At 68.2% G+C, this 14,051-nt stretch carries 13 protein-coding genes; 5 read left to right on the forward strand and 8 right to left on the reverse strand.

Going from position 1 to position 14,051, the window contains the following annotated elements:
- Positions 1 to 101: 101 nt before the first annotated feature.
- Both AC3IRM_RS10410 and AC3IRM_RS10415 read left to right on the forward strand, forming a co-directional pair.
- Positions 102 to 1,292: a glycosyltransferase family 4 protein gene (locus AC3IRM_RS10410; RefSeq protein ID WP_489203091.1), complete on the forward strand. Its 1,191-nt coding sequence runs from the start codon at positions 102 to 104 to the stop codon at positions 1,290 to 1,292.
- The gene (locus AC3IRM_RS10415) at positions 1,273 to 1,809 is read left to right on the forward strand and encodes a phosphatase PAP2 family protein (RefSeq protein ID WP_489203092.1); all 537 of its coding nucleotides are present in this window, start codon (positions 1,273 to 1,275) and stop codon (positions 1,807 to 1,809) included. Before AC3IRM_RS10410 ends, AC3IRM_RS10415 begins: the two co-directional genes overlap by 20 nt.
- Before the next feature lie 271 nt (positions 1,810 to 2,080).
- Here AC3IRM_RS10415 and AC3IRM_RS10420 read toward each other — a convergent pair whose 3' ends face one another.
- From AC3IRM_RS10420 to AC3IRM_RS10450, 7 genes are all read right to left on the reverse strand, one after another.
- Entirely contained in the window at positions 2,081 to 2,206 is a 126-nt protein-coding gene (locus tag AC3IRM_RS10420) for a hypothetical protein (protein WP_489203093.1), read from the reverse strand.
- A gap of 221 nt (positions 2,207 to 2,427) precedes the next feature.
- Positions 2,428 to 3,321, reverse strand: coding sequence for a carbon-nitrogen hydrolase family protein (locus tag AC3IRM_RS10425; RefSeq protein WP_489203094.1), 894 nt, complete (start codon positions 3,319 to 3,321; stop codon positions 2,428 to 2,430).
- Positions 3,318 to 3,926: a GNAT family N-acetyltransferase gene (locus AC3IRM_RS10430; protein WP_489205903.1), complete on the reverse strand. Its 609-nt coding sequence runs from the start codon at positions 3,924 to 3,926 to the stop codon at positions 3,318 to 3,320. Before AC3IRM_RS10430 ends, AC3IRM_RS10425 begins: the two co-directional genes overlap by 4 nt.
- Before the next feature lie 99 nt (positions 3,927 to 4,025).
- Positions 4,026 to 5,402, reverse strand: a complete 1,377-nt coding sequence (creD, locus tag AC3IRM_RS10435) for a cell envelope integrity protein CreD (protein ID WP_489203095.1) — start codon at positions 5,400 to 5,402, stop codon at positions 4,026 to 4,028.
- A gap of 84 nt (positions 5,403 to 5,486) precedes the next feature.
- Positions 5,487 to 6,914: a two-component system sensor histidine kinase CreC gene (gene creC, locus AC3IRM_RS10440; RefSeq protein ID WP_489203096.1), complete on the reverse strand. Its 1,428-nt coding sequence runs from the start codon at positions 6,912 to 6,914 to the stop codon at positions 5,487 to 5,489.
- A 1-nt stretch (position 6,915) separates the two neighbouring features.
- On the reverse strand, positions 6,916 to 7,596 hold the full coding sequence (creB, locus tag AC3IRM_RS10445; RefSeq protein ID WP_489203097.1) for a two-component system response regulator CreB: 681 nt from the start codon (positions 7,594 to 7,596) through the stop codon (positions 6,916 to 6,918).
- A gap of 65 nt (positions 7,597 to 7,661) precedes the next feature.
- Complete coding sequence (locus AC3IRM_RS10450) at positions 7,662 to 8,069, reverse strand: hypothetical protein (RefSeq protein ID WP_489203098.1); 408 nt, start codon at positions 8,067 to 8,069, stop codon at positions 7,662 to 7,664.
- Between the two features lie 151 nt (positions 8,070 to 8,220).
- Here AC3IRM_RS10450 and AC3IRM_RS10455 point away from each other — a divergent pair, with 151 nt between their 5' ends.
- The 3 genes from AC3IRM_RS10455 to mfd all read left to right on the forward strand — a co-directional run bounded on the left by AC3IRM_RS10455 (position 8,221) and on the right by mfd (position 13,451).
- Positions 8,221 to 9,078, forward strand: a complete 858-nt coding sequence (locus AC3IRM_RS10455; RefSeq protein WP_489205904.1) for a 23S rRNA (adenine(2030)-N(6))-methyltransferase RlmJ — start codon at positions 8,221 to 8,223, stop codon at positions 9,076 to 9,078.
- A gap of 121 nt (positions 9,079 to 9,199) precedes the next feature.
- On the forward strand, positions 9,200 to 9,775 hold the full coding sequence (locus AC3IRM_RS10460; protein ID WP_310234665.1) for a GNAT family N-acetyltransferase: 576 nt from the start codon (positions 9,200 to 9,202) through the stop codon (positions 9,773 to 9,775).
- Between the two features lie 157 nt (positions 9,776 to 9,932).
- Positions 9,933 to 13,451 carry a transcription-repair coupling factor gene (gene mfd, locus AC3IRM_RS10465; protein ID WP_489205905.1) on the forward strand — a complete coding sequence of 1,173 codons (3,519 nt, stop codon included), beginning with the start codon at positions 9,933 to 9,935 and terminating at the stop codon, positions 13,449 to 13,451.
- Between the two features lie 94 nt (positions 13,452 to 13,545).
- Here the strand turns inward: mfd and AC3IRM_RS10470 are convergent, their stop codons facing one another.
- Positions 13,546 to 14,034, reverse strand: a complete 489-nt coding sequence (locus tag AC3IRM_RS10470) for an NUDIX hydrolase (RefSeq protein ID WP_489203099.1) — start codon at positions 14,032 to 14,034, stop codon at positions 13,546 to 13,548.
- Between the last annotated feature and the right edge of the window lie 17 nt (positions 14,035 to 14,051).

The following is a 14,051-nucleotide window of genomic DNA, read 5'->3' on the forward strand; positions in this document are numbered from 1 at the left end:
CGCTCCCACGCGGCCACGCTGTCACCGAAGCGTCAAACCCCGGTCATCGGAGCGGCATCGTCCGCGCCCAAGCTGTCCACAACCAGCGACCGGACCGAACGATGCGCTACGCGATCGTCACCGATACGTACACGCCCGATATCAACGGCGTGGCCCTGACGCTGCAATCCTATGTCCGCGGCCTGCGCGCGCGGGGACACGCGGTCGAGGTGATCCGCTCCGCCCGCGCCGGCGAACCGCCGGGTGGAGATGCGCAATCGCTGCGCATCCGCGGCATGCGCGTGCCTCGCTATCCAGGCTTGCGGCTCGCCTTGCCGGCCGGCCGGCAACTGCGTGCACGCTGGCGCGCCGCCCGCCCAGACGCCATCTACGTTGCAACCGAGGGCCCACTGGGCTGGTCCGCGCTCAATGCCGCGCAGGCGCTCGACATCCCGGTGGTCACCGCGCTGCACACGCGCTTCGACCTCTACATGGGTGCCTACGGTGTGCCGTGGCTGCAGCCGGCTGCGCTGTCGTGGATGCGCCGCTTCCACGCGCGCGCCGACGCGACGCTCGTAGCGACGCGCGCGCTCGCACTCGAACTGCGCGAGGCCGGGATCGGCCATCCGGTGGTGCTCTCGCGCGCGGTCGACTGCGCACAGTTCGATCCGGCGCGCCGCGACGCGGGACTGCGTGCGCAGTGGGGCGTCGACGACAGCGGCCTCGTCGCGATCCATGTCGGTCGCATCGCCGCCGAGAAGAACCTGGGCCTCGCAGTGCGTGCGTTTCGCGCGTTGCAGGCAGAACATACCGACGCGCGCATGGTGTTCGTCGGCGACGGCCCTGAGCGCAACGCGCTGCAGGCCGCGAATCCGGATTTCATATTCAGCGGCTCGCAGCGCGGCGACGACCTCGGCCGGCACTTCGCCAGCGCCGACCTGTTCCTGTTTCCCAGCCGCAGCGAGACCTTCGGCAACGTGGTGCTCGAGTCGATGGCCTGCGGCGTGCCGCAGGTCGCTTTCGACCACGGCGCGGCGACCGAGCACCTGTGCGACGGGTTCCAGGGCGTCCGCATCGCCGGCGACGACGAAGATGCATTCGTCGCCGCTGCGGTGGCGTTGGCACGCGATCCGTCCACGCGGCGCGCGATGGGCCTGGCCGGTCGCGAAGCCATGCGTCGCCTGACGCCCAGGCACGTCGCCGACGATCTCGACGCGCTGCTGGCCGGCCTGCGTGGCGGCGCGCCCGATGCGCGCATACCGCTTTCCGCCCCGACCGATGCCGAGGATGCCGATGGACGCGCCGCCGCGTAGCCGACTGCTCCACCACGACACCGGCTGGTGCCTGCGCGCCAACCGCGCCTGCACCCGACTCTGGATCCGCCGCTACTTCTCGACGGTCAGCCGCCTCGGCGACGGCGTGTTCTGGTACCTGCTGATGGCCGCGCTGGTGCTGGTCGACGGTTTCGACGGTCTGGTCGCCGCGACGCACATGGCCGCCACCGGCGCGGTCGCCCTGCTGCTCTACAAAACCCTCAAGCGCTGGACGAAACGTCCCCGCCCCTTCGCCGCCGACGGCCGCATCCGCGCGTGGGTCGCCCCGCTCGACGAGTTCAGTTTTCCGTCCGGCCACACCCTGCACGCCGTGTCGTTCTCGATCGTCGCGGTGGCGTGGTATCCGGTGCTCGCCGGGGTGCTGGTGCCGTTCGCGGCGAGTGTGGCGGTGTCGCGGGTGGTGCTGGGCCTGCACTATCCGAGTGATGTGCTGGCGGCGACGGCGATTGGCAGCGTGTTGGGGACTGTTTCGTTGTGGTGTGTTGGTGTCATCTGATTCGGCGCCTGGCGTTTGGCTGGTCGGCTGTCGCTTCACCATAACGCAGGACGCTCCAGCAAAGTGTGCCGACCCGTAGGGCGCCGCCCATGGATGGGCGGCGTTTTCCGACCGAGGCAGGATGCCGAGTCGGAAAATCCCTGTGTACAAAAAGCCGCGGGCTGTGGACGTGGCGGGGAGACGTTTTTCTTCGGTTCCGTTTCTTTGACTCGCATCTTCGATGCTCGCCCCTTCGGGGCCGGCCGCGCCGTTCGCGCTGCGCGCGTGGGCGTCAACCAAAAGAGATGAACTCGGCCGCGTCAGCGGACGAAAGCGTCTGACGTTGCTGTTCCGCTTCGCGCTCACGGCGAGAAGCAAGATCAAACGCTTCCACTCGCCTTGCGGCGAGCGGGTTCATTTCTTTTGCTGGCCCAAAAGAAACGGAACCAAAGAAAAGGGCCAGCCCCGAGGAAGCTCATCCGGCGTGTCATTTGTTCCGGCATTTTTCGACTCGCCATCCTGGCTCGGTCGAAAAACGCCGCACATCCAGGTGCGGCGCCCTACGGGTGTTCAAGTCGTGGCATCGCCTGATCGAAGATCAGAAGCGAGTCTCTCGCGCGACTGGCGCGGGTGCGAGCGCTAAGCGGGCGAATCGAACGACGACAACACCGCCCGCGCCAAGGCCGGCCTTACCTGCCCCACCCAATCCCGGTCATTGTCGACCTGCGCATCCACACGCGCAGCTTCCAGTGCGTCGACATCGACGTCCGCGATCGCCCAGACATCCGTATTCCCCGTCTCGACCAGCACCCCGTCCGACGGGAACCCCACATCCATCGGCGCGAACAGGCCCGCGCGGCCCGTATTGACGTCGAGGATCGGCGTCCAGGGCGCTTCGCCCGCCGTCACCGACTGGACGACGAAACAGCGGTTCTCCAGCGCGCGTGCCAGGCAGCCCACGCGCACGCGCGTCGCACCTGCATCGGTGTCGGTGCAGCTGGGCACCAACAGCAGCCGCGCGCCGGCCTCCCACTGCGTGCGCGCCGGCAGCGGGAACTCGATGTCGTAGCAGACCGCGATGCCGGCGCGCACGCCGCCGAGGTCGAAGACCTTCAGCGTGTCGCCCGGTTCGATCACGCCGGTCTGTTTCTCGAAGCCGGTCAGCTGCAGCTTGTCCTGCCAGCCGTGACCGCCCGCCGGCGAGAACAGGTCGGCGCGATTGCGGTAGCGGCCATCGCCGATGTCGAGCAGAAACGAACCGGCGACGATATGCATGCCGGTGTCGCGGGCGATCCCTGCGAACAGCGCGAGCCAGTCGCCGCGGTAGCGCTGGACCGCCGCCATGGAGGCGAGCGTGCCGGCGCGCACGCTGTCGTCGAAGGTCGCGGCCAGTTCCAGTGCGAGGTATTCCGGCAGCACCGCGACCTGCGCACCCAGCGCGGCGGCGTCGCCGAGCAGGCGTCTCTGGTGCGCGGCGAAGGCGTCGAAATCCGGCGGCATGCCGATCGCATAGCGTGCGGCGGCGACCCTCATGCACGCGCCTCCAGCGGACGGGTCCAGAAGGTCATCGGATGCGCCACATCGCCGACATCGACTTCGTTCCAGCGCAGCAACATGGTCATGCCCGGCTGCCGCACATAGCCGCGTTTGTGCCAGAACACCTCGTTGTCGTGATGCGCGCCGGGCCGACGCGGATCGTGTTCGGCGCGATCGACAGCGGCGAAGGCGGTCAGATCGAAATCGCCAAGCGCGCGCGCATGTGCCTCGCGCAGATCGAAGAACCGGTGACCGATCCCGTGTCCGCGCCATTGCGGCAGCAGCAGCGATTCGCCGAAATAGAACACGCGGTCGACCGCGACATCCTGATCGACGAACGGCGCCTGGAACTCGGCCGTGTCGTCGGCCAGCGGCAGGCCGGTCGACGCGCCGACAACGGTGTCGCCGTCGAAGGCCAGCACGAACACGCTGCGCGGCGAGCGCGCATACGCGGCCAGGTAAGCGCGCTCATAGTCGGCGTCGCCCGCATACAGATAAGGCCAGTCGCGGAACACGGTCATGCGCAACTGCGCGACCGCCTCGAGCCAGGGCTGCAGGGCATCGCCGGACAGCGCGCGCACGGTGGGAGCTGAAGACGTCATGGCGGGAGTTTCGCATGGGTGCAGTCGGCGCTTCGTCTGCACCACGGAACGCAGCGTGGCCGCAGGCAGGCCGGCGGCCACGTGCACAGAACCGTTCGATCAACGCGGCGGCAAGGGCGGCGGCGCCGTCGGCGTGGCCGCGACCTGGTACCAGTCCACCCGGCGCGTCACCAGCATGATCGCCGCAAGGATCGCGAACAGCAGGCCGGCGCCCAGCACCAGCGCGTTGTCCTCCGAGACCAGCAACCCGTACAGCGCCGCGTAGAGCAGGCCCAGTCCGGCCGCGAAGCCCAGTCCGCGCGCCCGGCTGTGCAGTACCGCACTCAGATACACGCCGATCAGACTGATACAGGCGCCGCTGGCGGCGAGGTAGGCCCGGTCGAATGCGATGTGTTCCGACAGGCCGAGCAGCAGCAGGAAGAAGATCGCCAGCGCCAGCCCCACCAGTCCGTACTGGATCGCGTGGATGCGCAGGCCCCGCAGCATCTCGAACATGAAGAATGCGGTGAAGGTCAGCAGCACGAAGACAATGCCGTACTTGCTGGCGCGGTCGGCCCGTGTGTACGCATCCACCGGGTCGACCAGCGAGATGCCGAGCACGTCGACGCCCGCGTCGCCGTGTCCGCGCAGCAGCGACGCGGTGTGGGATTCGGCACGCGTGCCGTTGCGGTACTGCAGCTGCGCGTCACTGGCCAGCGAGGACACCGCCCACTCCGCGTGAAAGCCGTGGTTGCCGACCTCACGGGCGCGCGGCAGGAAGCGGCCGTTGAACTGCGGATGCGGCCATGCGGAATCGAGGGTCACCCGGTTCTCGTCGGCCAACGGCACGACGGCCAGCGTCTCGGCGCCGGTCAGTTCGAAGTCCAGCACCGTGCGCAGGCGCAGCGGCGCGCCAGCCAGTGCCGGCCCAGCAAGCACACCATGTACGCCGCTGCCACCGTCGGCACCCGCGCCCTGGTGCAGCGCGATGCCGGCGCCATCGATCCGCAGGCGCGGCGTGCCGCGCAGGCCACGCACATCCGCGACCGTATAACCGACCCACGGCGTCCCGATGCGGCGCGGCGGCAGACCTTCGGCATCGTCGGGAAGCCGCACGTCGAAGTCCGCGGAGAGCTGCCCACCGAGCGCGTACATGCGGACGTCGTGCAGGCCGAGCTGGCGCAGATATGGCGACATGGTCCCCGTCATCTCCATGGTTTTGGGAAAGAACGTCCAGGTGCCGGTGCGGTCGCGCCAGACGCGGCCGGTCGGCTGGCCCTGGGCATCGGTCTGTTCCACTTCCACGCGTTCGGTGTAGGGCACGACGAGAACCGGCGCGCTCAAGGTCTGCGCGCCCGCCTCGCTCGAGGCAATGCGTGCGACCGCGGCCGCGCGGTGCTGCTCGCGGTCGTGGATCACGGCGCGGATCAGCACCAGCGGTATCAGGATCGCCAGGCTCAGCCCGGCGATGATCAGGATCTTCAGCATCAGTCGCATCGCGACGCTCCTTGTTGGGGTGCGCGCAGACTGCGCCGCGTCCGTGGTGGCACGCGGTGGGCTGTGTGAAGCGGAGAAGAAGTCTCAGTCGGCGACGGACAGTGGCAGTTCGACGGTCGCCAGCGTGCCGCCGCCATCGCGGTGCTCCAGACTCACGGCGCCGCCATGCAGGGCCGCAACCTCGGCCGCGAACGCCAGGCCCAGACCGCTGCTGCGGCTGCGGCCACCCGGGCGCGGCAGCGAGAAGAAGCGTTCGAAGACGCGCGGCAGCGCGTAATCCGGCACACCCGGTCCGCGATCAGCCACGACGATCTGCAGCAGCCCGCCATCGCGGCGAGCCGTGACGTCGACCACGCCTTCGGCCGGCGAGAAATCACAGGCGTTGTCGACGAGGTTCGACAGCAGTTGCCGGAGCAGGAAGGCGTCGCCGCGGATGTGCAGTCCGGCGGCGTCCCCGGAGTCGACCTGCACCTGCACGCCGCCATCCGCGAACGGCGCGACGGCCGCGTCGATCAGGGTGCGCACGTCGATATCGGCCGGCTGCTCGATCCGTTGGCGATGTTCCACCGCCGCCAGTGCCAGCAGCTTGTCGATCATCTGCGCCATGCGCTCGCTCTGCTCGCGCACGCTGGTCGCGAAGCGCGCGCGGTCGGCGTCCGGCAAGGGCGATTCGAGCAGTTCCGAGGCGCCGCGCACCGCCGCCAGCGGCGCTTTCAGTTCGTGGGTCAGCGCGTGCACGTAGCGCTCGACGTACTGCTTGCCCTCGAGCCGCTCGCGCATCGTTTCCAGCGCGCGGCCGAGATCGGCGAACTCGCCGGCGGCATCCGGCAGCGTCGCGCGCTCGCCTGCCGTGACCTTGTCGGCGTAGCGGCGCAGGCCACCGAGCTGGCGCGACAGCCACCACGCCGCGAGCAGCCCGACCGCCAGCGCGGTGCCCAGCAGCAGGAATCCCCAGCGCAGGATGGTGCGCTCGCTGCGGGCGATGAAGGGCGCGATCGCGCTGTTGGGTTTGGCCACCGTCAGCACGCCGATGACGCGGTTGCCGTCGCGGATCGGCGCGGCGACGTGCATCACCGAGGTGCTGTCGTCGGTGGGATCACTGCGTGTGGACCGCGCGCCGTACTGCCCGCGCAGCGTCAGCAGCACATCGTTCCAGCGCGAGTAGTCCCGGCCGAGATCGCGGCCCGCCGAATCGAACACCACGATGCCGTCGGCATCCGTGACGTAGACGCGGTACTCGGCCTGCGTCTTGCGGAAGCCCCAGATGTTGCCGCCGATATCGCGTTCGCGCAGCGCGCGCACGCGAGTGGCGAAGCGGCCGTCGTCGATGCGCCCGGCGAGGAAATCGTCCGTCGCCAGTTCGGCGAGCACGTTGGCGGTATCGGCCAGTGTGTCTTCCATCGCCTGGCGGACACCCGGCTTGATCTCCTGGGTGAAGACGCGCATCAACAGGAACGCCGCCAGCGCGACGATCAGGAAATAGCCCAGCAGGATGCGCAGGCCGATGCGCACCTCAGTCGAGATCCAGCGAATAGCCGATGCCGCGATGCGTGCGCAGCGGATCCACCTCGGGCGCGACCGCGCGCAGCTTGCCGCGCAGGGTCTTCACGTGGGTATCCACGGTGCGGTCTCCACTGTCGAGGGCATCGCCCCACACCCGCTCCATCAACTGCATGCGCGACAGCACCGCACCCGGCCGCGCCAGCAGCGCGGCGAGCAGACCGTACTCGTAGCGTGTGAGATCGAGCGCATGTCCGTGATAGCGGATACGCCGGCCTTCGTCATCGTGCTCGAATGCGCCGATGCGCTTCGATTCGGGCGTTGCCGTATCGGGCACGCCGCGACGCAGGACCACACGCACCCGCGCGACCAGCTCGCGCAGCGAGAAGGGTTTGGCGATGTAGTCATCGGCCCCGAGATCGAAGCCGAGCACGCGCTCCGATTCCGCCGCCTGCGCGGTCAGGAAGATCACCGGCAGCGGCGTACCCCTACGCAGTTCCCCGCACAGCGCGAAGCCGCTGATGTCCGGCAGGCCGACATCGAGGATCGCCAGATCGAAGGCGGTTTCGAGCACTGCCGCCCGCGCCTGCTGCCCGTCGAGGCAGTGGCGCACCGTGTGGCCGTCGGCCTGCAGCGCATAGACCACGGTCTCGGCGATCGCGATTTCGTCCTCGACCAGCAAAATTCGCGACATCGTCGAAGAGGCTCGCGCAGATCAGTGTGGAATGGTCGACGCATGCCGCGGCCGGAAGCGGCGCATCACAGCGTCATCTGCGGAATCGGCGTGCTTCTGGGAATGTCGCGACGGCTGGAATCGCCGAAGCAGCTACAACCCGAGCCGACGTTCCACTGCGTCAGGACGTCTTGCGCGTCCACCTTGAAGTTCTGCGTGCAATCCCAGTTCTTCCACGTGACGATTCTTGAACCGTCCCGATTCTCGAATGTGGAAGACGGCGAGCCCCAATCCGCCACAATCTCTTCCAGACTGGATCCGACCCAAGACGCCATATTATCGTTGATGGTCCTCACTCGGGGGCCAAACAGCATCTTCGTCGTTGTGCCTTCGCAGACGCCCAGACCTTTGCCATCACTGGCGAAGGCCACAGCCCCTACCGATCCAAGCAGCGCAATTCCAACCAGAATTCCTGCAATTCCACGAGATGCCATATTCCATCCTCCATGACAGGCGACAAGCCGGCCTGTGCGCGATCTTCCGCGCTTCAGTTGTCCGGCTCAAGCACCGCGCTTGGAGACGGGTATGTACAACTCGCTACCAGCGCTTTCGTTATCTGCCCCGCCAACCGGCAACCTTGACACCATGAACTACCAACACGCCTTCCACGCCGGCAACCATGCCGATGTCCTCAAGCATCTCGTGCTGCTCGCGATCTGCGATGCGCTGACCGCCAAACCCGCGCCCTGCTTCGCGCTCGACACCCACGCGGGCGGCGGTGTCTATCGCTTGCGCGAGGAGCGCGCCCGGCGCACGGGCGAAGCCGACGACGGCATCAGCCTGCTGCTGGCCACGGCGCCGAAGCAGCCGCTGATCGCGCGCTATCTCGCGGCGGTCAACGCCTGCCGGGCCGAGCACGGCGCGGATGCCTACCCGGGTTCGCCGTGGTTGCTGGCCCATGCGCTGCGCGAGCAGGACCGGATCGCCTGTTGCGAGACCGAGCTCGCCGCCGCGGGCGCATTGCGCCGTGCACTCGGCAGCGATCCGAGGGTGGCCATCCACAGCGGCGATGGCTATGCGGCATTCAAGTCGCTGTTGCCGCCGAAGATCGGCGATCAGCGCTTCAATCGCGGCCTGGTGCTGGTCGACCCGCCCTACGAGGCGCAGGCCGCGGAGTTCGAAATCGCGCTCAAGGCGATGCGCGAGGGCCTGGCGCGTTGGCCGCAGGGCATCCAGATGCTGTGGTATCCGATCAAGCAGCGCCGCACGCTGACGCCGTTCCTGCGCTCGGCCGCCAAGCTGCAAACCAAGTCCTCGTTGCTGGTCGAACTGCTGGTCCGCGCCGACGATTCGCCGTTGCGCATGAATGGCAGCGGCCTGTTGATCCTCGATCCGCCGTGGCAGCTGGCGACCGCGCTCGCCCCGGCGCTCGACGCGCTCAAGCAGGCGATTGGCGAGACCGGGGCTGACACCCGGCTTCACTGGCTGCGCGAACCGGCCTGAACGCCGGCGGTCGGAGCGGAGGATGAATGGGGTAACTTCGCGCAGTGGCCGCGGTGCCTTCACGGTTCGTGAATAGACCCTGCGGGTAAGGTCGCCCATACCCGTTCAGACCCCACTCTCGATGACTGCACGCAACAGACTCCCGCCGTGGCACGAGGAAATCCGCCTCGCCAATGGCCGCCAGGTGCTGATCCGCCCGATCCGTCCCGCCGATGCCGAACCGCTGCGTGCGTCGTTCGCGTTGCTCGAGCCCGATGAAGTGCGGCAGCGTTTTCTATACGCAAAGGCGGAGCTCTCGCCTGAAACGGCGAACCGCCTGACCCAACCGAATCCGAAGTCCGAGTTCGTGCTGGTTGCCGCCGAGCCCTACACCCCGGGTGATGCCCTGGTCGGCGCCGTGGCCCGCGCCGCCGTGCTGCCCGGCACGCGCCAGGCCGAGTTCCATATCCTGGTCAGCCATTACGTGGCCGGCATGGGCCTGGGCCGGCACATGCTCCGGCGCCTGGTGCGCTGGGCCAAGGGCAAGCGACTGGAGCGTATCTTCGGCGACGTGCTGGAGGAGAACGAGCCGATGCTCGCGCTCGCCAAGTCGCTGAGCTTCCAGCAGCAGGCCGTCGACACGCCCGGCATGGTCCGGGTGTCGCTGGAACTCAAGCGCCAAGTCGTCGACACCACGCCCAACGTGCGCCTGGGCTGACAGCCTGAGGCCGCCGCGCCGGTCTGCTCCGGCGCGGTCGCGGTGGCACCGTCGCAGTTGTTGCGACGCGCTCGTCTAGAATTCGTTCCCTGATTTGCGCCGGCCCTTTGGCTTTCGGCGCTGTTGTTGTTTTGTGCTCCGCCATCCGGACTTCTTCATGCCGCACGCTGTCATCGCTTCGCCCCCCCTGCCCACCGCCGGTCACGCACGCGCCTGGTGGCGCGCGCCCGCCAGCCGCAGCGCGCTGGCGTGGGCGGTGCTGCAGGCGGCGCGCACGCATGACGGACCACTGCTGCTGGTGGCCCGCGACAATCACGGCGCGCAACAGCTCGAGCACGATCTGCGCACGCTCGGCGGAACAGACGCCGATCTGCCGGTGGTGCCGTTCCCCGACTGGGAAACCCTGCCCTACGACCGCTTCAGCCCGCACCCGGACATCGTGTCGCAGCGCCTCGCCGCGTTGCACCGCCTGCCGTCGCTGAAGCGCGGCATCGTCGTGGTGCCCGTGCAGACGCTGATGCAACGACTCGCCCCGGTGCGGCACGTCGCGGGTGCCAGCTTCGATCTGGACGTCGGTCAGACACTGGATCTCGACGCCGAAAAACGCCGGCTCGAAAGCGCCGGCTACGCGCACGTGCCGCAGGTCCACGATCCGGGCGACTTCGCCGTGCGCGGCGGTCTGCTCGACGTCTACCCGATGGGCGCCGACCAGCCCTATCGCATCGAGTTGTTCGACGACGCGATCGAGACCATCCGCGCCTTCGATCCCGAATCCCAGCGTTCGCTCGACAAGATCGCCGCGCTGCGCATGCTGCCCGGCCGCGAGGTCCCGCTGGACGACGCCGCGACGGCGCGCGCGATGGACACCCTGCGCGAGCGCTTCGACATCGACACCCGCCGCAGCGGTCTGTACCAGGACCTCAAGGCCGGCGCCGCGCCGGCTGGCATCGAGTACTACCTGCCGCTGTTCTTCGAAGCGCCGCGACGCACCCTGCTCAACAAGGGCGAAGCGCCACTGTCGACGGCGACGCTGTTCGACTACCTGCCGGCGAACACACTGCCGGTCATCGACACCGGCGCCTCGCCGGCGAGCGACCATTTCTGGACGCAGCAGGTGTTGCACCGCTACGACCAGCTGCGCCACGACATCGAACGCCCGCTGCTGCCGCCGACCGAGCTGTGGCTGACGCCCGACGCGCTGCGCGAGCGCCTCAACCAGGGCGCGCGCGTCGAGGTCTGCGACGCCGAACATCCGCGCCACGCGCAGGCATCCGCGCTCGGCGACCAGCCGGCGCCCGATCTGCCCCTGGCCGCACGCGACCACACCCCGGCCGATGCGCTGGTGCGCTTCCTCGGCAGCTATCCGGGCCGCGTGCTGATCGCCGCCGATTCGGCCGGCCGCCGCGAGGCGCTGCTGGAAATCCTGCACGCGGGCAAATTGCGGCCGTCGGTGCTGCAAGACTTCCCGACGTTCGTCGCCGATGACGACGCGACATTCGCGGTCGCGATCGCGCCGCTCGACAACGGCTTCGCCATCGATGCGCCGCAGCTGACCGTGCTCACGGAGCGCCAGCTGTTCCCGGAACGCGCCGCGCAGCCGCGTCGCCGCAAGCGCGCCGCGCGCGACCCCGAAAGCATCATCCGCGACCTCGGCGAACTCAGCGAAGGCGCGCCGATCGTGCACGAGGATCACGGCGTCGGTCGCTATCGCGGACTCGTCGTGCTCGAAGCCGGTGGCCAGCCGGGCGAATACCTCGACATCGAATACGCCAAGGGCGACCGCCTGTACGTGCCGGTGTCGCAGCTGCATCTGGTCAACCGCTATTCGGGCGCGTCGCCGGAGACCGCGCCGCTGCATTCGCTCGGCGGCGAAGCCTGGACCAAGGCGCGCAAGAAGGCCGCCGACAAGGTCCGCGATGTCGCTGCCGAACTGCTGGAAATCCAGGCCAAGCGCCAGGCGCGCGCCGGCCTTGCGCTGGAAGTCGACCGCACGATGTACGAGCCGTTCGCGGCCGCATTCCCGTTCGAGGAAACGCCGGATCAACACGCTGCCATCGAGGCAATGATCCGCGACCTCGGTTCCAGCCAGCCGATGGACCGCGTGGTCTGCGGCGACGTGGGCTTCGGCAAGACCGAAGTCGCCGTGCGCGCGGCCTTCGTCGCCGCCGCGGCCGGCAAGCAGGTCGCGGTGCTGGTGCCGACCACGCTGCTCGCCGAACAGCACTACCGCACAATGGCCGACCGCTTCGCCGACTGGCCGATCCGCGTCGAAGTGCTGTCGCGCTTCAAGAGCACCAAGGAGATCAAGACCGAGATCGGCAAGATCGCCGACGGCACGCTCGACGTCATCGTCGGCACGCACCGCCTGCTGCAGCCGGACGTGAAGTTCAAGGATCTGGGCCTGGTCATCGTCGACGAGGAGCAGCGCTTCGGCGTGCGCCAGAAGGAAGCGCTGAAAGCGCTGCGCGCGAACGTGCATCTGCTCACCCTGACTGCGACGCCGATCCCGCGCACGCTCAACATGGCGATGGCCGGCCTGCGCGACCTGTCGATCATCGCCACGCCGCCCGCGCATCGCCTCGCGGTGCAGACCTTCGTCGTGCCCTGGGACGATGCGCAGCTGCGCGAAGCCTTCCAGCGCGAGCTCAGCCGCGGCGGCCAGGTGTATTTCCTGCACAACGATGTCGAGAGCATCGGCCGCATGCAGCGCGAGCTGGAAGAACTCGTGCCCGAAGCGCGCATCGGCATCGCCCACGGCCAGATGCCCGAGCGCGAGCTCGAGAAGGTGATGCTGGATTTCAACAAGCAGCGCTTCAATGTGCTGCTGTGCTCGACGATCATCGAATCGGGCATCGACATTCCCAATGCCAACACGATCATCATCAATCGTGCCGACAAGTTCGGCCTCGCGCAGCTGCATCAGCTGCGCGGCCGCGTCGGTCGCTCGCACCATCGCGCCTATGCGTATCTGGTGATACCGGATCAGCGTTCGATCAGCAGTGATGCGAAGAAGCGGCTGGAGGCCATCGCGTCGATGGACGAACTCGGCGCAGGCTTCACCCTGTCGACCCACGATCTGGAAATCCGCGGCGCCGGCGAACTGCTCGGCGAAGGCCAGAGCGGGCAGATGGCCGAGGTCGGGTTCAGCCTCTACACCGAGCTGCTGGAACGCGCGGTGCGCAGCATCAAGCAGGGCAAGCTGCCCGATGCCGACGACGTGGACGCGCGCGGCGCCGATATCGAGCTGCACGTGCCCGCACTGATCCCCGAGGACTACCTGCCCGACGTGCATACACGCCTGATGCTCTACAAGCGCATCAGCAGCGCGCGCGACATCGACAAGCTGCGCGAGCTGCAGGTCGAGATGATCGACCGCTTCGGCTTGCTGCCCGATCCCGCCAAGCATCTGTTCCAGATCGCCGATCTCAAGCTGCAGGCGACGACGCTTGGCCTTCGCAAGCTGGATCTGGGCGACAAGGGCGGCCGCGTGCAGTTCGTCGAGAAGCCCAGGGTCGATCCGATGGCGGTGATCCGCCTGATCCAGGGACAGCCCAAGCACTACAGGATGGATGGGCCCGACAAGCTGCGCATCACGCTGGAGTTGCCCGACGCGGAGACGCGTATCCAGGCAGCGCGTGGGTTGCTGATCGCCCTGGCGCCTTCAGGCGAACGTTGATCGCCGCTGCGCCGTCGGCATACGGCCGCGAGCGCGGAGGATCCATGGGGATTGCCTGTTCGCGCGCGAGCGCGCTCCGATGGCGCATTCGGCCTCAGAGTCGCGAGAACGACCACGACTGCATGCGCCCGTCGCGGTACGGCATCACGCCGTGGAATGCGCGCGGGTCGGCGTCGAACACCAACGGCAGGAACTGGCGGTCGCCTTCCCACAGCGGCAGATCGAGGATGCGGTCCACATCGATCCATTCCAGCGTGCCTTCCGGATTCGAGGTCATCGGTGTGCCCTCGAACGCCTCGATGACGAACAGAAAGCCCAGCCAGTCCTCACCCTGCTTGCCGAAGCCGGGCCAGCTGATCGTCCCGCGCAGCGTCATCGCCTCGCAGGTGATGCCGGCCTCTTCCATGATCTCGCGGCGCATGCCGGCGACGACGTCCTCGTCCGGTTCGACCTTGCCGCCGAGACCGTTGTACTTGCCGAGATGATGATCGCCGGGCCGCGCATTGCGATGGATCATCAGCACCTGGCGGCGGTCGGGCGAGAGCACGTAGCCGAGGGTGGCGACGATCGGGGTGTAGGGCATCGGGAGACGGTCGAGGA

It is taken from the genome of Luteimonas sp. KH_071, assembly GCF_057838005.1.